This window comes from Hyphomicrobium denitrificans ATCC 51888, assembly GCF_000143145.1.
Taxonomy (GTDB): domain Bacteria; phylum Pseudomonadota; class Alphaproteobacteria; order Rhizobiales; family Hyphomicrobiaceae; genus Hyphomicrobium_B; species Hyphomicrobium_B denitrificans.
The window spans coordinates 2260411-2277981 of record NC_014313.1 but is presented as its reverse complement, the minus strand read 5'-3'; the positions used below and the strand labels follow the sequence as shown (position 1 = coordinate 2277981).

20 protein-coding genes are annotated in these 17571 nt (G+C 61.9%); 11 read left to right on the top strand and 9 right to left on the bottom strand.

Going from position 1 to position 17571, the window contains the following annotated elements; translation table 11 throughout:
- Positions 1-56 precede the first annotated feature (56 nt).
- Together HDEN_RS10955 and HDEN_RS10950 are read left to right on the top strand one after the other, a co-directional pair.
- A complete protein-coding gene (locus tag HDEN_RS10955; protein ID WP_013216180.1) occupies positions 57-1241 on the top strand; it encodes an MFS transporter in 1185 nt (394 codons plus the stop codon).
- Between the two features lie 89 nt (positions 1242-1330).
- Complete coding sequence (locus HDEN_RS10950; protein WP_013216179.1) at positions 1331-1636, top strand: hypothetical protein; 306 nt, start codon at positions 1331-1333, stop codon at positions 1634-1636.
- A 76-nt stretch (positions 1637-1712) separates the two neighbouring features.
- Here HDEN_RS10950 and glnA read toward each other — a convergent pair whose 3' ends face one another.
- Together glnA and HDEN_RS10940 are read right to left on the bottom strand one after the other, a co-directional pair.
- Positions 1713-3122: a type I glutamate--ammonia ligase gene (glnA, locus tag HDEN_RS10945; RefSeq protein WP_013216178.1), complete on the bottom strand. Its 1410-nt coding sequence runs from the start codon at positions 3120-3122 to the stop codon at positions 1713-1715.
- Between the two features lie 90 nt (positions 3123-3212).
- Positions 3213-3551 carry a P-II family nitrogen regulator gene (locus HDEN_RS10940; protein WP_013216177.1) on the bottom strand — a complete coding sequence of 113 codons (339 nt, stop codon included), beginning with the start codon at positions 3549-3551 and terminating at the stop codon, positions 3213-3215.
- A 258-nt stretch (positions 3552-3809) separates the two neighbouring features.
- Here HDEN_RS10940 and HDEN_RS10935 point away from each other — a divergent pair, with 258 nt between their 5' ends.
- Complete coding sequence (locus tag HDEN_RS10935; RefSeq protein ID WP_013216176.1) at positions 3810-5372, top strand: bifunctional ADP-dependent NAD(P)H-hydrate dehydratase/NAD(P)H-hydrate epimerase; 1563 nt, start codon at positions 3810-3812, stop codon at positions 5370-5372.
- Here HDEN_RS10935 and HDEN_RS10930 read toward each other — a convergent pair.
- Positions 5369-5923, bottom strand: a complete 555-nt coding sequence (locus HDEN_RS10930; protein ID WP_013216175.1) for a thioesterase family protein — start codon at positions 5921-5923, stop codon at positions 5369-5371. The genes HDEN_RS10935 and HDEN_RS10930 overlap by 4 nt on opposite strands.
- Before the next feature lie 171 nt (positions 5924-6094).
- Between HDEN_RS10930 and HDEN_RS10925 the strand changes: the two genes are divergently transcribed.
- From HDEN_RS10925 to HDEN_RS10915, 3 genes are all read left to right on the top strand, one after another.
- Positions 6095-7771: a tetratricopeptide repeat protein gene (locus HDEN_RS10925; protein WP_013216174.1), complete on the top strand. Its 1677-nt coding sequence runs from the start codon at positions 6095-6097 to the stop codon at positions 7769-7771.
- Positions 7772-7846: 75 nt separating this feature from the next.
- Positions 7847-9295, top strand: coding sequence for a cryptochrome/photolyase family protein (locus HDEN_RS10920; protein ID WP_013216173.1), 1449 nt, complete (start codon positions 7847-7849; stop codon positions 9293-9295).
- Positions 9296-9486: 191 nt separating this feature from the next.
- Entirely contained in the window at positions 9487-10296 is an 810-nt protein-coding gene (locus tag HDEN_RS10915; RefSeq protein WP_013216172.1) for a L,D-transpeptidase, read from the top strand.
- An 82-nt stretch (positions 10297-10378) separates the two neighbouring features.
- On the opposite strand, the gene HDEN_RS10910 is transcribed toward HDEN_RS10915, so the two are convergent.
- From HDEN_RS10910 to HDEN_RS10900, 3 genes are all read right to left on the bottom strand, one after another.
- Positions 10379-11542, bottom strand: coding sequence for a DUF1134 domain-containing protein (locus HDEN_RS10910; RefSeq protein ID WP_013216171.1), 1164 nt, complete (start codon positions 11540-11542; stop codon positions 10379-10381).
- A gap of 82 nt (positions 11543-11624) precedes the next feature.
- Complete coding sequence (locus HDEN_RS10905) at positions 11625-12035, bottom strand: thioesterase family protein (RefSeq protein ID WP_013216170.1); 411 nt, start codon at positions 12033-12035, stop codon at positions 11625-11627.
- A 134-nt stretch (positions 12036-12169) separates the two neighbouring features.
- The gene (locus HDEN_RS10900) at positions 12170-12604 is read right to left on the bottom strand and encodes a hypothetical protein (RefSeq protein WP_150103243.1); all 435 of its coding nucleotides are present in this window, start codon (positions 12602-12604) and stop codon (positions 12170-12172) included.
- Positions 12605-12833: 229 nt separating this feature from the next.
- Here HDEN_RS10900 and HDEN_RS10895 point away from each other — a divergent pair, with 229 nt between their 5' ends.
- A complete protein-coding gene (locus HDEN_RS10895) occupies positions 12834-13235 on the top strand; it encodes a hypothetical protein (RefSeq protein WP_013216168.1) in 402 nt (133 codons plus the stop codon).
- An 87-nt stretch (positions 13236-13322) separates the two neighbouring features.
- Here HDEN_RS10895 and HDEN_RS10890 read toward each other — a convergent pair whose 3' ends face one another.
- The gene (locus HDEN_RS10890; RefSeq protein ID WP_013216167.1) at positions 13323-13604 is read right to left on the bottom strand and encodes a hypothetical protein; all 282 of its coding nucleotides are present in this window, start codon (positions 13602-13604) and stop codon (positions 13323-13325) included.
- 396 nt (positions 13605-14000) lie between these two features.
- On the opposite strand from HDEN_RS10890, the gene HDEN_RS18375 reads away from it, so the two are divergent.
- Both HDEN_RS18375 and HDEN_RS10880 read left to right on the top strand, forming a co-directional pair.
- Positions 14001-14402, top strand: coding sequence for a hypothetical protein (locus tag HDEN_RS18375; RefSeq protein ID WP_013216166.1), 402 nt, complete (start codon positions 14001-14003; stop codon positions 14400-14402).
- 94 nt (positions 14403-14496) lie between these two features.
- The gene (locus tag HDEN_RS10880; RefSeq protein ID WP_013216165.1) at positions 14497-14772 is read left to right on the top strand and encodes a hypothetical protein; all 276 of its coding nucleotides are present in this window, start codon (positions 14497-14499) and stop codon (positions 14770-14772) included.
- Between the two features lie 9 nt (positions 14773-14781).
- Here HDEN_RS10880 and HDEN_RS10875 read toward each other — a convergent pair whose 3' ends face one another.
- On the bottom strand, positions 14782-15651 hold the full coding sequence (locus HDEN_RS10875; protein ID WP_013216164.1) for a DUF72 domain-containing protein: 870 nt from the start codon (positions 15649-15651) through the stop codon (positions 14782-14784).
- A gap of 237 nt (positions 15652-15888) precedes the next feature.
- On the opposite strand from HDEN_RS10875, the gene HDEN_RS10870 reads away from it, so the two are divergent.
- A complete protein-coding gene (locus HDEN_RS10870) occupies positions 15889-16866 on the top strand; it encodes an energy transducer TonB family protein (RefSeq protein WP_013216163.1) in 978 nt (325 codons plus the stop codon).
- 66 nt (positions 16867-16932) lie between these two features.
- Here HDEN_RS10870 and HDEN_RS18570 read toward each other — a convergent pair whose 3' ends face one another.
- The gene (locus HDEN_RS18570; protein ID WP_013216162.1) at positions 16933-17067 is read right to left on the bottom strand and encodes a hypothetical protein; all 135 of its coding nucleotides are present in this window, start codon (positions 17065-17067) and stop codon (positions 16933-16935) included.
- A 213-nt stretch (positions 17068-17280) separates the two neighbouring features.
- Between HDEN_RS18570 and HDEN_RS10865 the strand changes: the two genes are divergently transcribed.
- Positions 17281-17568, top strand: a complete 288-nt coding sequence (locus tag HDEN_RS10865) for a hypothetical protein (protein ID WP_013216161.1) — start codon at positions 17281-17283, stop codon at positions 17566-17568.
- Positions 17569-17571: the final 3 nt, after the last annotated feature.

Here is a 17571-nt window from a genome sequence, read left to right as displayed (position 1 = left end):
CTTATGACAACCTTCGGAATGAAGACAGCGCGCGTCCGAGCCGCTAAGGGAACCGGATGACACGCACCAGCGATTTCAATCTTACAGCAGTCCAGCGGCTCCTCAGTCTCGCCGCCGTCACAGCGACCGCGTTCGGCGTCGGACTTTCGTTCGGTATCGGCTTTCCCCTCACGGCCTTGACGTTCGAGGCTTGGGCGCAGCCCAAATGGATGATTGGGCTCGCGGGCGCCGTGCCTGCCATTGCCGTTCTGCTGGCCCTTCCCGTGTTGCCACGCATCGTCGTGCGCTTAGGCCCTGTTACCGCCATCGCTCTCGGATGCCTCGCCGGCGCGGCCGGATTCGCTGCGCTCTATGCGTTTCAATCGCCTGCAGCGTGGTTGATCATCCGCTTGCTGATGAGCGTCGGATTTGCGCTGCCCTGGCTTGCGGGCGAGACATGGATCAATTCGGTGTCCGAAGAGTCGACGCGCGGCCGTGTCATTGCGGTCTATGCGATCGTCTTCTTCACCGGGTTTGCGACAGGACCGTTCATTCTGCAAAATCTCGGGCTCGATGGTCCGTGGCCATTCATCGTCGGGACGCTGGGCTCGGCGGTGGCGAGCATCCCCATATTGCTGGCGCGGCGGTTCGCGCCGGAGTTCTGTCACGACGGATCGAGCGACGTCACGTCCGCGCTTCGCATGGCGCCCGCAGCGATGGCCTCGGCATTCATCGGAGGTTTCGCCGAAATCACCAACCTGTCGCTCATCCCGAACGTCGGGCTCGCAGCCGGGCTGTCGCAGAACGAAGCGCTGGGCCTGCTCAGCGCCATGACGATCGGAGGCATCGCTCTCCAGTTCCCGATCGGGTGGCTCTCCGACAAGGTCTCGCGTCACGCCGTCACGATCGGCCTCGCCGTCGCGTTTGTGCTGCTTGTGCTGCTCTTGCCGTTCGCTTTAGCGAGTTCCGGCCAGGCGAAGATCGTGTGCTTCCTGCTCGGCGGCGCCATCCTCGGCTTCTATACGTTGGGCCTCGCGGTGATCGGTGAGCGCATCGCGCCGGGTGATCTCGCCGCCGCCAACGCCGCGTTCCTTGTCATGTATCAGGCTGGCTCCATCGTCGGCCCGTTCGCGGCTGGCGTGGCGATGACGGCGTCGCCGGTGAATGGCTTCGTCGCGATCATGACCGGCTTGATGATCATTTGCGGCGTGGCCGTCGTGCTGCTCGACAGGCGTGAGCGCCGCGCAGTCGAGCGTGGTTAACAGATTGTTTGCGCCATCGCGCTAGCTTGCAAGGGTCGAAAACGGAGCCGGCTTTTTGCATTGGCTCAGCCCCGCGCAAGGTGCGTGCGATGATGCGATCGGTTCTGTCTTTTTTTTCGGTGCTGGCGTTCGGCGCGATGACGGCGGCGCTTTTCATCGCGGTTCTGCCGTGGGTGTCGGGACATGCGCCGGATAATCTCAAGGCCCTGACCGATGGCCTGCAATTCAATTCGCTGATGCTGGGCTTGATCTTCGGCCTGATGCTGGGCTCGCTCGGCCGCTACAACTGGGCGGACATTCCGCGCCGCGTGGTGACGTGGTTCCTCGTGCGCGAGCGGCAGTTTTTCTATTACGCCCTGATCGCCATCTGCGCCGGCGTGCTGCTCTATTACTGACGCGTTCGGAGCCCATCAGAAAAGGGCGGTCCTTTCGAACCGCCCTTGAGGTAGTGCCTGAAATCTTTGGGTCGCCTCAGACCGAATAGTACATGTCGTACTCGACCGGATGCGGCGTCATCTCGTAGCGCATGTTCTCTTCCATGCGCAGCGCGATGTAGGCGTCGATCATGTCGTCGTTCATGACGCCGCCCGCTTTGAGGAAGTCGCGATCCTTGTCGAGGCTGTCGAGAGCTTCGCGCAAGGAGGCCGCAACGGTCGGAATCTTCGCAAGCTCTGCCGGCGGTAGGTCGTAAAGATTCTTGTCCATCGCAGGACCGGGATCGATCTTGTTCTGGATGCCGTCAAGGCCCGCCATCAACATCGCCGTGAACGCGAGATACGGGTTCGCGCCCGGATCGGGGAAACGGACTTCGACGCGCTTCGCCTTGGGGTTCGAAACGTGCGGAATGCGGCACGACGCCGAACGGTTGCGCGCCGAGTAGGCGAGCAGAACCGGCGCTTCGTAACCCGGGACGAGACGCTTGTAGGAGTTCGTCAGCGGGTTCGAGAACGCGTTGATCGCCTTCGCGTGCTTCAGGATACCGCCGATGTAGTAGAGGCACATCTGCGAAAGGTCGGCGTACTTGTCGCCCGCGAACATCGGCTGTCCGCCCTTCCATATCGACTGGTGGACGTGCATGCCCGAGCCGTTGTCGCCGAAGATCGGCTTCGGCATGAACGTCGCCGTCTTGCCGTAGGCCTGCGCGACGCTGTGCACGACGTACTTATAGATCTGCATATGGTCGGCCATCATGATCATCGGGCCGAACTTGACTCCGAGCTCATGCTGGGCGGCGGCGACCTCGTGGTGATGCTTCTCGACCGAGACGCCCATCTCCGACAGCACCGACAGCATTTCCGAACGGATGTCCTGGCAGCTGTCGATCGGCGGAACCGGGAAGTAGCCGCCCTTGACGCGCGGACGGTGTCCGAGGTTGCCCATCTCGATGTCGGCCGACGAGTTGGTCGGCAGCTCGCTCGAGTCGACCTTGAAGCCGACCGAGTACATGTCCGTCGAGAACTTGACGTCGTCGAAGATGAAGAATTCGGCTTCCGGGCCGAAATAGACTTTGTCGCCGAGGCCGAGCGACATCATGTAGGCTTCGGCCTTCTTGGCGATCGAGCGCGGGTCGCGTTCGTAGGGCTGACCCGTCGACGGCTCGAGAACGTCGCAGAACAGAACGACCGTCGTCTGCGCGAAGAAGGGATCGATGTGCGCCGACGTCGGGTCCGGCATCAGCGTCATGTCGGACGCTTCGATCGTCTTCCAGCCCGCGATCGACGAACCGTCGAAGGCGTAGCCGTCGCTGAACACGCTGTCGTCGACGCAGCTGACGTCGGCCGTCACGTGCTGCATCTTGCCTTTGGTGTCCGTGAATCTGAAATCCACGAACTTGGCTTCCTTGTCCTTGATGAATTTCAGGACGTCACTTGCGTTCTTCATAGACACTCCCCTGTCTTGCAATGCGTTACGGCTCCGGGCGAGCCGAGTTGGCCGATTGATGTGTTCAAACCGGAATTCGATCGTGCGGTGTTAGATTGCGTCGCGGCCGGATTCACCGGTGCGGATGCGGATGGCGTCCTCAATGGTCGAAATGAAGATTTTGCCGTCGCCGATGCGGCCCGTCTTCGCGGCCTTTTGAATGGCCTCGACGGCCTTGTCGAGCATCTCGTCGCTCAACACGACCTCGATTTTCACCTTCGGTAGAAAATCGACGACATACTCGGCGCCGCGGTAGAGTTCGGTATGGCCCTTCTGGCGGCCGAACCCCTTGGCTTCGATCACAGTAATGCCTTGCAAGCCGATTTCCTGTAGCGCTTCTTTCACTTCATCGAGCTTGAAGGGCTTTATGATCGCTTCAATCTTTTTCATTTTCGTCCCTTGATGATGGGCAGGATATCGAATGGCGACCCGCACCTGCCCAATGGCCAAATAGCTAGCAGGGGCCGTGCCAGTCTCGGCACCGGCATGGAATGCAAGACAAATCAAAGGCTTAGCTGTTGTCTGCGGATTAAATAGCCAGCCATGATCGAGTTATACGCCTAAAAAACAAGCCGTGTGCTTGAATTTCAGGCGGCAGACGAGGGCGCGGCGCCGTGACCGCCGCTGACGTAGGATCGAGCGCATCGCATGAACGAACTTTTGTCGACGACGGAGATGGCCGAGGCGGATCGTCTGGCTGCAGCGGGAGGCGTCCCGAGCCTCGATCTGATGGAAAACGCCGGCCGCGCCGTCGCCGAAGCGGCGCTGAAACTGGCCGCCGATCTCTCGCGCCCGAGCGCCCGCATCGTCGCGCTCTGCGGCCCCGGCAACAACGGCGGCGACGGCTTCGTCGCGGCCCGCCATTTGCGCGATCGCGGCTTCGACGTGCGGGTCTTTCTGCTCGGAGATCGCGCCGCATTGAAGGGCGACGCCGCCGAGATGGCGCGCCGCTGGCCGTTGCCCATTCGCCCTGCATCGCCCGACGCGTTGCAAAGCATGAACATCGTGATCGACGCGCTCTTCGGCGCCGGACTTTCGCGTCCGCTCGATGGCGAAGCCGCCGAACTGGTCGAGGCCGTAAATGCCAGCCGCATCCCGGTGATCGCCGTCGATGTTCCGAGCGGGCTCAACGGTTCGACGGGGCAAAGCGACGGGCCGGTCGTTCAGGCTCGGAGGACGGTGACGTTCTTCCGCAAGAAGCCGGGTCATCTTTTGATGCCGGGCCGCGACCTCTGCGGTGAGGTCATCGTCGCACAGATCGGCATCCCGGACAAAGTCCTCGAAACCCTGAAGCCTTCCGTGCACGAAAACCGGACGGACCTCTGGCTGTCGTCTTTCCGCTGGCCTGAGGACGCCGGACATAAATACGATCGCGGCCATGCCGTTGTCGTCTCAGGGCCGGCACTGCAAACCGGTGCCGCTCGCCTCGGCGCACGCGGAGCGATTAGGGCCGGAGCCGGCGTCGTGACACTCGTCGGCAATGCGACCGCAACCGCCATCATCGCCACGCAGGTCACGTCGATCATGGTGCGCTCGGTTGCGGGCCCCACCGCGCTTACCGACTTTCTCGCCGATACGAGGCGCAACGCCGTGCTGATCGGACCCGGCGCATCCGTCGGAGCCGAAACGGCGGCGGACGTTCTCGCGATCTTGCGATCCTCTGCGTCTGTCGTCCTCGACGCTGACGCCCTGACGTCGTTTGCCGACGGCGACAATGATCGCCCGCAACGAGAGGCCGGCATGGGCTTCCTGGTGCGCAACGGCGACAAGACGCTGAACGCCGACAGCTTGTTTGCGGCGATCAAAGCGCGTTCCGCGCCCGTCGTCCTGACGCCGCACGACGGCGAGTTCAAGCGCCTGTTCGGCGATGTCGGCGGCTCGAAGCTCGATCGCGCGCGGCACGCAGCCGAGCGATCCGGAGCGATCGTCATTCTCAAGGGAAGCGACACGGTGATCGCCGAACCCGAAGGCCGCGCGGCGATCAACGCGAATGCGCCGCCCTGGCTCGCAACCGCCGGATCGGGCGACGTACTGGCCGGATTCGTCGTCGGTCTTCTGGCGCAGCGCATGCCGGCGTTCGAAGCTGCCTGCGCGGCGGTCTGGCTGCACGGAGAGTGCGCGCGCCGCTTCGGCATCGGTCTGATCGCTGAAGATCTGCCTGAGCTTCTGCCGCCGGTGTTAGCCGATCTTCACAGCCGCAAACGGCGTTAAACGCGCCCGGCCTGTTTCAGCTGATCGTCGGCATGAAGAAACGCCTCGACTTCCGAGGTCGCGGGCGGGCTCGTCTCCGAAACTCCGAGCAACGCCATCAGCTGCGCGATTTCGACGAACTTTCGCGTCTTGCGATCATAGAGGCCGCCCTTGAACAGCGCCCGCGCTGCGACCTGACCGTCGCGCGGTCCGCCGTCGATGACGAAAATCTGCTCCATGACGACGAGGCTCGCATCCCAGCACAGCAGTTTGGTTTCGAGACGGAATGGCTGGAACGGACGAAGCTCGCGCTGGAAGCGAATAGTGATGGCGCTCGCGATCGGCGTCCAATTGTGACGCATCACCTCGCGCCATAGCCCCGACCTGACCATGGTGTCGAGGCGACCGAGGTCCATCAGCGTCAGATAGCGGCCGTTGTTGAGATGAAACGAAAGATCGAGATCGTGCGGCCACACCCGGAAATTCAGCGTCGACGATTCGCGCGGCAGGCTGACCGGCCCGCGTCGCCGCGCCGTCAGCAGGAGCCATAAAAGCCGCAGCCAGAGGTTCATCGGAACGGTCTCCGAAACGAGACTTGCAGCGTCACGCAGGCCCTACCTATAAGTCAAACAGGCTGACTGCCGCGGCAGTTCGCAATTGCTCCTTGCCGGGCCATAATGGCAATTTAAGAGGACTGTACGGCGAATCGCTTGGACGTCCGGCTGGAAAGGTGAACGACAGGAATGCTGCGGCCACTACGCCTCGCGCAGATACTCGTTGCGTCGGCTTTCGTCACGAGCGGAGTGCAGGCCGCCGAAGGCGTGCCGCAGCCGTCCGCCGCCGAGCAGGGCGCAGCGCAAATGGTGCGCGGCGACGTTGCGACCGCGGTGACGGCCTACACGGAAGCGCTGCGCGACACGGGCCTCGCCAACGACCGCCGCGCGACGATCCTGAATGATCGCGCCGTCGCCAACGCACGGCTCGGCCAGATCAAGCTGGCGCTCGAAGACTACAATCACGCGGTCGAGCTGTTTCCCGAATACCCCGTTGCTTACAACAATCGCGGCAACCTGCTCGTGGCCGTCGGTCAGCTCGACGAGGCGATGAAGGATTTCGACCGGGCGCTCGTGCTCGCGCCGGGCTACGCCGCTGCATATTCCAATCGCGCCAACGCCGAGATGAAGCTCGGCAAGCCCGCGGTCGCAATCCGTGATTTCACGAAGGCGATCGAACTGTTGCCGGCCAGCGCGCCGCCGCTGTCCGGGCGCGGCTTGGCCTATCTCGCGACCGATAAGCCGCATGCCGCCATCCGCGATTTTTCGCGTGCGGTCAGCGCTGATGCGCGCTTTGCGACCGCTTATCGCAACCGCGCCGAAGCGCGGATGACTATCGGTCTGCGCGACGACGCGATCGAGGACTTGTCCCGCGCCATCGCGTTCGACGTCAACAACACCGAACTCTACGTCGTTCGCGGCTACGCCTATCTGCTGAATGCCAATACCGCCTCGGCCTTGAAGGATTTCTCCCGCGCCATCGAACTCGATCCCAACGCGAGCGCGGCGTTCGAAGGGCGCGGCCTCGCCAACAGCTTCGCCGAAGCCTCCGACGAAGCCTATGCGGACTTGAACCGCGCCATCGAACTCGATCCGCGATCGCCGGTCGCATATGCGTTCCGCGCCGTCGTCTACAAACAGAACAACCAGCCTGACATCGGAGCGAAGGACGTCGAAACGGCGATCAAGCTCGATCCGAATTCGCCCGAAGCGCTCTGGGCGCGCGGCGAGATCGCGGAGGCAAGCGGCCATGCCGACACCGCGATCGCCGATCTGCGACGTGTGCTGCAACTGAAGCCGAGCTGGCAGTTCGCGGCCGACGCGCTGAAGCGGCTGGGCGCACCGATCGATGACGGCGATGACAAACCGCAGCCGTCGCTCGATATCCCGAAGTGGCATGTCGTCCAGAACGGAAAGACATATACCGCCGTGAGCGACGACTACGGGCAAATTCGCGTGCCGCTCGAAATGATCGGCGAAGGCTTGCCGAAGCTGCTCGACTGGGAGGTGAAAACAGCCCCCTACGCGAGCTACGGTATCCTGCGCTTTTCGGGCGGTAGCATGCCGGGCAAGAACGGCCCAGAGGACACCGAACTCGCAGCCATCGTCGATATCGCAGCGGCGAAGGTGATCGCGATCCAGCCCAACAAGCAGGGCGCTCGCGTCGCGACCTGGACGTGGGACGGCGACCACCTGCAAGTCGCGAGCGTCGACGGCGTAACCGACGAGTATCAGCTGCGCACCGTCGCGGTTGCGGCGGCCGCTCCTGTTCCGCAACGGCGCTACGATTCTTGGGAATCGCGGGAAACGCGTCAGCGCCGCGCGCCAAAACCGAAAACGATCTTCGACTTTTTGTTTGGCAACTGACGTCTTGCCGCAAGAACGCAGCGGCCCCGAAAGCGTTATCCGAATTCAGTCGGATTGGGACGCTGCGATAAAATCATGCATGACAAGCCAATCGTTCTCTGGTTCCGCAACGACCTTCGGCTTGGAGATCACGCGGCGCTCGTGGCGGCGGTCCATACTGGCGCTCCGATCCTACCGCTCTACATTCTCGACGATGCGTCACCCAAACAATGGAAGATGGGCGGCGCGTCGCACTGGTGGCTGGATAAAAGCCTCGCTGCGCTTGCGGGCGATCTCGCAAGTCGCGGCGGCCCGCTCGTGCTTCGTCGTGGCGACAGCGAGACCGAGTTGCTGCGCATGATCGAGGAGACCGGAGCAGCCGCCGTTTACTTCACCCGCAGCTATGAGCCGTGGGCAGTCGCGCTCGAGCAGCGGCTGAAAACAAAGCTCGACGACGCCAACGTCGCGTGCCGCCGCTTCGGGGGCCGCCTGCTTCGCGAGCCTGAAGACATGCGCACGTCCAACGGCGGATTTTACAAGGTTTACACGCCATTTTCGCGCGCCATCATGAAAGACCTCGTTCCGGCGAAATCCGTGCGCGCGCCCGAACGCATCGCGACGCTTGAGAAACAGCCCAAAAGCGAACGTCTGCGCGACTGGGCGTTGCACCCGCAAAAGCCCGACTGGTCGAAAGGTTTCGCAGCGGCCTGGCAGCCGGGCGAAGCCGGCGCACGCAAACGGCTTTCCGATTTTGTGCGAACTGCGCTGAAATCGTATGCGCGCGACCGCAATTGTCCGGCGACGCCCGGCACGTCGCGATTGTCGCCGCATCTCGCGTTCGGCGAAATCTCGCCCGCTGCATGCTGGCATGCGGCGGCACACGCTGGCGGCAAAACCAATGGCTCGGACAATGCGGCCGAGACATTTCTCAAAGAGCTTCTTTGGCGTGAATTCTCCGCCGGTCTTTTGTTTCATTTTCCCGAATTGCCCGAGGAGCCGTTTCGGCCGGAATTCTCGGCATTTCCCTGGCACGGGAACGCCAAGCATCTCAAAGCATGGCAAACCGGGCAGACCGGATATCCGATCGTCGACGCCGGAATGCGCGAGCTATGGGCGACGGGCTACATGCACAATCGCGTGCGCATGATCACCGCGTCGTTTCTCATCAAGCACTTGCTCATTCCGTGGCAAACCGGCGAAGCCTGGTTCTGGGACACGCTCGTTGACGCCGATCTCGCAAACAATTCGGCGAACTGGCAGTGGGTTGCGGGCTCCGGCGCCGACGCGGCGCCTTATTTTCGTATATTCAACCCGGTCTTGCAGGGCGAGAAATTCGATCCCGATGGCGACTATGTCCGCCGCTGGGTTCCGGAACTCGCGAAATTGCCCCGGCAAATCATTCACGCACCGTGGAAAGCCGATTCCGGCACGCTCATGGAAGCCGGCGTTAAACTCGGGAAATCATACCCAAATCCGATCGTCGAGCATGGTGAAGCCCGCGCCCGCGCGCTCGCCGGCTACGAACACATTAAAAATTCGCACTAGAGACCGGCTTTCTGGGACAGTAATTCCCGCACAATAAAAGGGCACGTCGCATGCGCCGGGCGCATGAGCAACATGTCGCTCGTAAGTATCTGGTTTAGAATATTCCCCGATAACAAGCACGATCTGGCCTACTCGGTCGCATCTTGTGATAGAGATAGGTGGGCTCCGCCGTATTGCGTAGGGAGAGAGTTATGTTGCGCGCACGAACCTTGGCAGCGTTGCTGTTCGCTGTTTTGCCGATTGTTCCTGTATCAGCTCAGGAGATCGGAACCAGTGAAAATGCCGGCAGTGCCGCGAGCGCGACTGCCGCGCCGGAGAAGGGCGCAGACGCAACGGAAGCCGCTGCCGTCGAGCCCAAACCGAAGCCGAAACCTTTGCCGCCGACGCTGACGGCATCAATCGATCTCACGCGCCAGACGATGACCGTCAAAGTCAACGGCGAGGCGCGCTATAGCTGGCCGATCTCGTCCGGTGTGGCCGCGTTCGCGACGCCGACCGGCAACTTCCATCCGCAGTGGACTGCGAAGATGTGGTACTCGCGCAAATACGACATGGCGCCGATGCCGCACGCCGTCTTCATCAACGGCGGCGTCGCCGTGCATGGAACTTCGCACACGAAATATCTCGGCAGCCCGGCATCGCACGGATGCATCAGGCTCGCGCCGGGCAACGCCGCGACGTTCTACAATCTCGTCCAGCGTCACGGCTATAGCCGGACGCGCGTCAGCGTTCACGGCCGCCCGAACTGGAAAGGCGGCACTCAGATTGCGAGCCGCAGCGAAGAAGATCGCAAGCCGCGGTACGCCGACAGCGGAAGCTGGTTCTGGGGCGATAGCAGCGATGACTCAGCCTACAATCCGCGCTTCACGCGCAAGAAGGCACCGAAGGGCCACGTCTACATCGACGGCAAGCTGATGAAAGTCTATCGGCGCAAGAACGGCGAATACGTCTACCGCCAAGCGCAGCGGCAGGTTTCTCCCGGCTATTCCAACAGCTATTGAGATCGCTTGAACGATCGGTGGAAATACGAAAAGGCCCGGTTTCGACCGGGCCTTTTTCTTTGATCGTCAGTTTCTTTGATCGTCAGAATGGGTTCCACGTCGGTTGCCGTGTGAAGCGCACATACCCGAGATTTGCTCCGATCCGCACGCCGACACCGGACCGTATCGGCGCCATGATGACCTGCCCACCCTTCAGCAACGTCAAACCGACGCCGCCGACGAAATAAGCCGACCCGTCGATGCCGGTGAAGTTGCGGTAGATGTCGTCGGAATTGTTCATCCGGTAGATGAGGAACAGCGTCCTCGACCCCGAGGCTCCGAAGTCGGTGCCGACTGAAGGTCCGTGCCAATAAACCTCGCGCACATCGCGCTCGTTGCGCATGTAGAGCGAGCCCTTGCCGAACCGAAGGCCAGCGAAGAACGCGCCGCCGCCTTCGGTGCCGAGCACGTAGCCCGTCGGCCGCCCCATTTCCTTGAAGGCGTGCTCGATGACGCTGGCGAGGTTGGTCGAGATCGTGCCGAAGAAACCGCGCGTCGCCTCGCGAACCTCGTCGATCGAATAGCCGTCCGCTTCAGCCGCCGGAGGTGAGGCCGCGCCGCCTTGTTCGCGCATCGCGAGGTCAGGCGTTTTGTAAGCGTCGTCCGGCTTCGTGTCGGCCGTCCACGGCGACGTAACCGGAGGCTTTGCGGCAGGCGGCGCGGGTTCCGCGTGTTTGACGGGTGCTGTGGCGGCGTGCTGCTCGGGCTTCGCTTTTTCGGGCGGCTGCGATGCCGTCTCGTGCGTCGCCGCTGGAGCCTGCGGCTCAGCCTCGGCGATCTTTTCGTCGAGGCGCCTGATGATGTGGTCGGACTTCGCCTTGATGACCTTGTTGAGTTCGGCGGCTGCCGATCTGACCTGCGGAAGCTTGGAGCAGTCAGGCACCGCACCATCGGGAACCCGGCCGAGCGAGTCGACTGTCAGCAGCAGTTCCGCACTCTTTTTGTCCAGGTCATCGAGCGTTGAATCTCTGACCGCGTCGAGAGCCGTCTCCTCGGAGCTTTCGTTGGAGAGCTTCTTCGCGGCCTTGTAACGCCGCAAGCGTTCTTGGATTTTGGGTTGCGCGTCGAGCGTCAGCGCGCGCAAGCTTGCTCCGGATTGATCGACGACTTCGGCGAAATCATTGGCCGTGCAATCGGCGGCAGCAGCGGGCTGTCCGAGGACAACGAGCGAGAGAAAAGCCGCGGCTGAGAAAAGACCCGGTCGCATGAATTGCAAGCTCCGAAAGCAGTCGCCCATATTCAAAAACGTAAGTCCTGATTCCGTCGTCTAAAGGGCCGACGGCCGATTGTCAGGTTTGTTGCAGGGATTTAGCAGTTAGACGCGCCATGAACCTGGCGGTATCGACGACGACGCGCGTATGCGAGCCGGATCCGATCTGATCGATACCATCGCTTGCAACGACGTCGAAACTCAGCTTGCGGCCTTCGACGGCTTTCAGCGTTGCGGTCGCTGTAACGGTGAAACCGAGCGGCGTCGGCGACGCGTGCGTCACATCAAGGTGCACGCCGAGGCTTTGATGTCCTTCCGGCAGGTGCGCTTCGATGCAATCCACCGCCGCCGCTTCCATCAGAGCGATGAGCATCGGGCTTGCAAACACGGGCGCGATGCCGCTGCCGACGGCGGGCGCGAGACGTTGCTCGACCACAAGCGCACTCGACGTCCCTTTCGAACCGATCGTTAACTTCGATAAATCCGCCATCTTCGGCTCCTTTTGGCAATCGGCCATAGCGGGCAACGCCGGGCGGGGCAAATCTTTTCGAGGCGGCGGCTTTCGTCGCGCGGCGGCGCTGCAGACGATAACCATTTCAGGCTGGAGCGCGCAGCCCTCGTTCCCTAGCGGCCCGGCCCTTCGAGCAGGCCCGGGAACACCGTGCCGGTCGGCCCGATCTCGATAAGCGCCGCGGCGCAACTCTCTTCGACCACCACCCGGCACTCGTTCGGATCGTCGAGCGTTCCGCACTGCTTGAGCTTGATCCACGCGTTGAAAATGCGAGACGCCTGCGCCTGGAACGTCTGCAGGTCGGCGCCCGTGTAAATCGTGTTGAGGGCCGGCACTTTGACCGTCGTTTGCGCGCCCTGGCATATTTCGATCGCGCCGAGCGCCTGACCATAGCGGGAGCCGACGTCGTGCGGCGTCATCTGCGCGACGGCGGAGCGTGCAGCGTCCTTTGCTTCGGTGTCCGACGGCGCCGCAGCAAAACTTGGCCAGGCCAGTGCGGCGGCGACGCAACTGACGATCACACCGGTTAAGCGTTTCGGGGCAGGCATGAATCCATCCGGAAGGCGTGCAAGGGCCCGAGCTTCGAGATGCTCGAATTTGAGCGAGGGGGTATACTTTTTCGTAAGCACAAGTCTTTCGTATTTGAGCAACCCTGACAGCACCTTATATGTTTCCCCGAAGGTCCGTTAGGAGTAAAACGGCAACCCCTGCACCAGCAACGTCCGACGCGCCGAGCGCGGTTGCCTGCGCCTCGCCGCCGCCCAATGGAGACTACCAATGATCTCTCGCATTTTCCTCTCCGCAGCTGCGCTCGGAGCCTTCGCACTCGCCACCGCCGGACCGAGCGCGGCGCTGACGAGCAAGGAATGCAGCACGAAATACCAGGCCGCAAAAACGGCCGGCACCCTGAACGGCAAATCCTGGAATGACTTCCGCAAAACGGAATGCGCCGGGGGCGATGCTGCAATGGAAGCGCCCGCGACCACAACCGCAGGCGGCGCGGTATTCCCGAAGTCGGTCGATCCCAAGTACGCGAAAGAGACTGCCGGCAAAGCCCGCATGCACACGTGTCTTGATCAGTACAAGGCCAACAAAGCCAACAACGGCAACGCCGGCTTGAAATGGATTCAGAAGGGCGGCGGTTATTACAGCAAGTGCAACGCCGCACTGAAAGGCTGAGGCGGCCGTCGTCCATCGGCGCCAAATAAATCGAAGGCGAGGCTAGGGCCTCGCCTTTTCTATTGGCTGCGAGAAAGCGCCTTCGACTTAGCGAGCGCCGCGATCACGCTGCCATGCAAGGAACAGCGACGTCGTCAAAGCCGTCAGGATCATGGTGCCCAAGATCGCCGGCTGTCGCATATAGGAATACCAGACGTCGAAACCGTTCACCCAGCCGCCGCGTCCGGTGAGCACGTTGTTCAAGACGAGAATGAGAAGCGCGACGCAAGACGTGAGCGCCGTCGCAACGCCGGCTTCCACCGCACGTTTCGTCAGGCGCGGGACCGAAATGGAGTTGCGGCCAATTGCGAGTTGTGTCCGGTCCGACATTTTTCGCTCCGTCGTTGATGCAGCATAAGAGCAGGGCGCGCCGCGAGAGCATCGAACCCCGATTCTATTTCTGTTTACCAGATTCGCCGCAGCAACGTGGCAAGGTCGAGGCAGTGAATTGTGCCTGTTATGCTGCCCGTGATGCTATCGCTTGCTATGTGTGATTGCCGGTTTGCTCATCGCGTCGCGCTCTTCCGATAGTCTGATCTGAGTGACGCGCCTTGTTACACGCCGACGGCTTGTTTTGCCGCCGATCTGGTCAGCAGCATTTGCATGCCTGTTTCACCCGGCATCGGAGCTAATGCTTTGAAGGCGATCGACCTCTCGGCCCATCTCACCGGCGACCTCGATCCATTGCGCAAACATTTCGAACTCGATCCTGAATAGGAGAAATTCATGGCGCGCACGCATTTGATCTTGGGCGGGCTCACAGCAGCCCTCATGAGCTTGTCCGCACCCGCAATCGCGGCGCCGGGCGGCTTGGCGACGGCAACTCCCGCCGCACACAATCAGACAACGCTTGTTCGTGGCGGCTGGGGTCACGGCGGCGGCGGCTTCGGGCACGGTGGCGGTGGTTGGGGCCACGGTGGTGGCGGCTGGGGACATGGCGGAGGCGGTTGGGGTCACGGCGGCTGGCACGGAGGCTACGGGCACCGTCGCGGGTATCCCTACTTCGCGTATTGGGGCGGTTACCCCTATTTCAACGATTACTATTATGACGACTACGGATACGATTACGGCTACGACACCTGCTACTACAGCCGCAGACTGCGCGCCCGCGTCTGTCCGGAATACTGAGCAGGCCGACACCGCCCGACGTCGTAATCGGGAATCATATGCAAGCTTGGCCCTCCGCACACATTGCGGAGCGGCCGACTTCAGCAGTTAGGCGATGGTGACAACCGTGAGACGCTTCGGCTTTTGCACAATGGTGGCGGCGCTAGGTTTCTGTTCAGGCGCCGCGCAGGCCCAGACGCTTTTCGAGGTCGAGCATGCGCGCGGAAACTATCGCGCCGGTCTCGTCAGCGAATATGATGCTGACCTGATCCGCACCTGGGGCGCGCCGAGCGGCAATTATCCCGGTGCACGATACCTCGACGCGCGCCAGCGCGAGACGCGAGCCGCAAGGACGCAGCGCGCTCGCGCCAAGCGAACCACAGGGCAATAGCACTGGCAACTATGCGCGCGGCTTGCGCGTCAGACGCTCCATGAATGCCATCGCGGCGTGCGGCGCGCGAACCTTTCCTTCGTGAATGAAGAACACGAAGACGTCGCGCGCTTTCTGTTTCAGCTTCGCATCCGGCTCGGCGACGTGCAGGTCATCCGGCACGCCGCCCTCAGCCCAAACCTTCGCCCGCGCAACCCATTCGTTGAGCGCCTTGGGCGTGTACGCCGTCGGAATATCGTCCTTACCGGTCTGCAGGCGCGCATAAACGAAATCGCCGGTCACATCCGCGATGGCCGGATACTTCGCGTGATCTGCAAATACGATCGCGACCGATTTCTTCCGAGCAAGATCGACGAAAGCCGGCGTCGAGAAGGAATCGTGCCGAACCTCGACCGCATGCTGCAGTTTTCGTCCGTTGAATTTTTCCGGAAGCAGATCGAGAAATGCTCCGAAGTCGGCTTCGTCAAATTTTTTCGTCGGCGCGAACTGCCAGAGCAGGGGGCCGAGCTTGTGGCCGAGTTCGGTGACACCCGACTCCAGAAATCTCGTGATCGACTCGCCAGCGCCGCCGAGTTCACGCCGGTTCGTGGCGTAGCGCGGACCCTTCAGCGTGAAGACGAACTCGTCCGGCGTTTCCGCGGCCCAACGCGCGAACGTCTGCGGCTTCTGCGTGCTGTAGTAGGTGCCGTTGATTTCGATCACGGGCAGCTGGCGGCTCGCGTAGCCGAGTTCCTTGGCCTGCGCGAGATCGTCCGGATAGAAGACGCCGCGCCAGGGTTCGAACGTCCAGCCGCCGATACCGGCGCGAATTTTGCCGTTTTTCGCGCTTTTGCCACTTTTTTCTGGCGCATGCGAAGGATCGTTGTGTCGGCGGGGCATCGACGGCTCCCATTCGCTGTTGTGTCGGTTTGCGGAAAACTGCCTGTCGCCGCCCGTTAAAACGCATTTGGACCGGGCGAATCGCTGCATACCCGCGACCTCACGGCGCAGCGAGAGGCGATAACCACAGCAATGTCGCGGCGATTTCCGCCGCTTATGTAACACGTCTGGCTCGCATGCTGGCAACGGGGTAATCTTTGAACTGGGCCGATCCAACGGGGATGGGCGCGGAGGGGAATGGATCAGACTGCTGATCTGACAACCGCCGGATTCGCGCGGTGGGGTGAAAGCAACAAACGCGAGCGCAATTTCTGGATTGCGCTGGCGTGTGCGGCTGTGCTCCACGCGTCGCTTTTTATCGGCGCCGTCAACAGCAAGACGAAGCGTCTCGGCGCTGAGAACGGCGCCGACAATGCGATCAGCGTTTCGCTCGTAACGGAAGCCGATCTCGAGAGCAGAGCCACGGTCGCCGAGGAACCGCAGCCGCCTCCTGGTCCGCCGCCGCAACCCGCACAACAGCCGCAGCCTCAGCAGCCGCCTCCGCAGCCCGAAGCGAAGCAGGAACCTCAGCCGCCTGAGCCTGAACCGCCGAAGCCGGAGCAGCAGGAAACGAAAGCGGAGCCGGCTCCGCAACCGGAGGACGTCAAGCCCGCCGAGAAGCCCGAGCTGAAAGAGTCAAAGCAGGAAGACCCGGACCCGATCGACGACGCGTCCGACCTCTTGTCGTTGCAGAATGAAAATCCTGCCAACGTGAAGAGCGCCGAAAAGCCGAAGCCGAAACCCAAGGCTGAGACCGAGACGCCGAAGGCCGCGCCCAAGCCTGCGCCGAAAAAGCCGCAAAAGAAGGTGGCATCGCTCGACTTGTCGACGCCGAAAAATTTGATGCAGCCGTCGTTCGGCGGCGGCCGCTCTGCGGGATTGCAGCGTCCGCCGGGGATCACGCGCTCCGGATTGAACGATGCCTTCGCACGCGGCGTGATCCGCGCATTGCAACAGACGATGCCGCAGCTCGTCGACATCAATGGCCGCGTTACGATCCGAATTCTTTTGTCGGAGACCGGCAACGTCGTCGAAGTCAGGTTGCTATCGGGGGCGAAGAATTCGACGCTCAATCAGGACGTCGTGTTCGCGGCTCAGCAGACGAGCTACCCGATCCCGCCGACCGGCTCCAATCTCGCCGATCGCACGTTCATGGTGACGTACATCTACGATTGAGAAAGAAAAACGGACGAAGCGCACGCGATGCACTTCGTCCATTGCTAGCCATCGCTCGATGCGAGACTAGCGCTGGCCGCCCGCCGTCTGCGACGTGGTCGAAGCGGCGCCGAGCTTCATCGGCGTATATTCCGGTGTTTCGCGACGGCACGCGCCGAGCGCGAGAGCTGCGAGACAAATTCCAAGAACCGCGATTTTCATGATTGCTGCCTCCCGTTGGGGTTTTCGACTGCTTGCCTGCATTTCGAAGCATCAACGTCGCGCAATTCCGGCCCGTTCCGCTCTGCACGATTGCTTTTGAAAGGATGTCACCGCAAATCCACACTCCGGTGAACCAGGCTGTTCGCGGAAAGCGCGCTCGCGTTGTTCTGCTCTGCCGTTTAATATCGGGGCCGATCGCGAAGGAGGCGCACGATGACATTTTGGTTCGCGGCCCGCCGAGCCGTTGTTTTGTCGGCCATCCTCGCACAGATGAGCGGCGTGCCCGCGCAGGCTGAAGCCGCAGCGGATGAGCCCGCCGGTTCCATCGAACAGCTTTTGAAATCCGGATGGGAAGTTGCGGGATACGCGAGCAACGCTGACAATCGCTCGACCTTCATTCTTCTCAAAAATTCCGCGCAGCCCTATCTCGTGCAGTGCCTCGCAGGATATGACGTGACGCGCACGCCGCGCGTTTTTCAAAATTGCTATAAGCTGCGCTGATCG

What these genes read in the sequence shown, in the direction of transcription:
- HDEN_RS10955 (WP_013216180.1), top strand. Translation starts at nt 57, where the DNA reads ATGACACGCACCAGCGATTTCAATCTTACAGCAGTCCAGCGGCTCCTC.
- HDEN_RS10950 (WP_013216179.1), top strand. Translation starts at nt 1,331, where the DNA reads ATGATGCGATCGGTTCTGTCTTTTTTTTCGGTGCTGGCGTTCGGCGCG.
- glnA (WP_013216178.1), bottom strand. Translation starts at nt 3,122, where the DNA reads ATGAAGAACGCAAGTGACGTCCTGAAATTCATCAAGGACAAGGAAGCC.
- HDEN_RS10940 (WP_013216177.1), bottom strand. Translation starts at nt 3,551, where the DNA reads ATGAAAAAGATTGAAGCGATCATAAAGCCCTTCAAGCTCGATGAAGTG.
- HDEN_RS10935 (WP_013216176.1), top strand. Translation starts at nt 3,810, where the DNA reads ATGAACGAACTTTTGTCGACGACGGAGATGGCCGAGGCGGATCGTCTG.
- HDEN_RS10930 (WP_013216175.1), bottom strand. Translation starts at nt 5,923, where the DNA reads ATGAACCTCTGGCTGCGGCTTTTATGGCTCCTGCTGACGGCGCGGCGA.
- HDEN_RS10925 (WP_013216174.1), top strand. Translation starts at nt 6,095, where the DNA reads ATGCTGCGGCCACTACGCCTCGCGCAGATACTCGTTGCGTCGGCTTTC.
- HDEN_RS10920 (WP_013216173.1), top strand. Translation starts at nt 7,847, where the DNA reads ATGCATGACAAGCCAATCGTTCTCTGGTTCCGCAACGACCTTCGGCTT.
- HDEN_RS10915 (WP_013216172.1), top strand. Translation starts at nt 9,487, where the DNA reads ATGTTGCGCGCACGAACCTTGGCAGCGTTGCTGTTCGCTGTTTTGCCG.
- HDEN_RS10910 (WP_013216171.1), bottom strand. Translation starts at nt 11,542, where the DNA reads ATGCGACCGGGTCTTTTCTCAGCCGCGGCTTTTCTCTCGCTCGTTGTC.
- HDEN_RS10905 (WP_013216170.1), bottom strand. Translation starts at nt 12,035, where the DNA reads ATGGCGGATTTATCGAAGTTAACGATCGGTTCGAAAGGGACGTCGAGT.
- HDEN_RS10900 (WP_150103243.1), bottom strand. Translation starts at nt 12,604, where the DNA reads ATGCCTGCCCCGAAACGCTTAACCGGTGTGATCGTCAGTTGCGTCGCC.
- HDEN_RS10895 (WP_013216168.1), top strand. Translation starts at nt 12,834, where the DNA reads ATGATCTCTCGCATTTTCCTCTCCGCAGCTGCGCTCGGAGCCTTCGCA.
- HDEN_RS10890 (WP_013216167.1), bottom strand. Translation starts at nt 13,604, where the DNA reads ATGTCGGACCGGACACAACTCGCAATTGGCCGCAACTCCATTTCGGTC.
- HDEN_RS18375 (WP_013216166.1), top strand. Translation starts at nt 14,001, where the DNA reads ATGGCGCGCACGCATTTGATCTTGGGCGGGCTCACAGCAGCCCTCATG.
- HDEN_RS10880 (WP_013216165.1), top strand. Translation starts at nt 14,497, where the DNA reads ATGGTGACAACCGTGAGACGCTTCGGCTTTTGCACAATGGTGGCGGCG.
- HDEN_RS10875 (WP_013216164.1), bottom strand. Translation starts at nt 15,651, where the DNA reads ATGCCCCGCCGACACAACGATCCTTCGCATGCGCCAGAAAAAAGTGGC.
- HDEN_RS10870 (WP_013216163.1), top strand. Translation starts at nt 15,889, where the DNA reads ATGGATCAGACTGCTGATCTGACAACCGCCGGATTCGCGCGGTGGGGT.
- HDEN_RS18570 (WP_013216162.1), bottom strand. Translation starts at nt 17,067, where the DNA reads ATGAAAATCGCGGTTCTTGGAATTTGTCTCGCAGCTCTCGCGCTCGGC.
- HDEN_RS10865 (WP_013216161.1), top strand. Translation starts at nt 17,281, where the DNA reads ATGACATTTTGGTTCGCGGCCCGCCGAGCCGTTGTTTTGTCGGCCATC.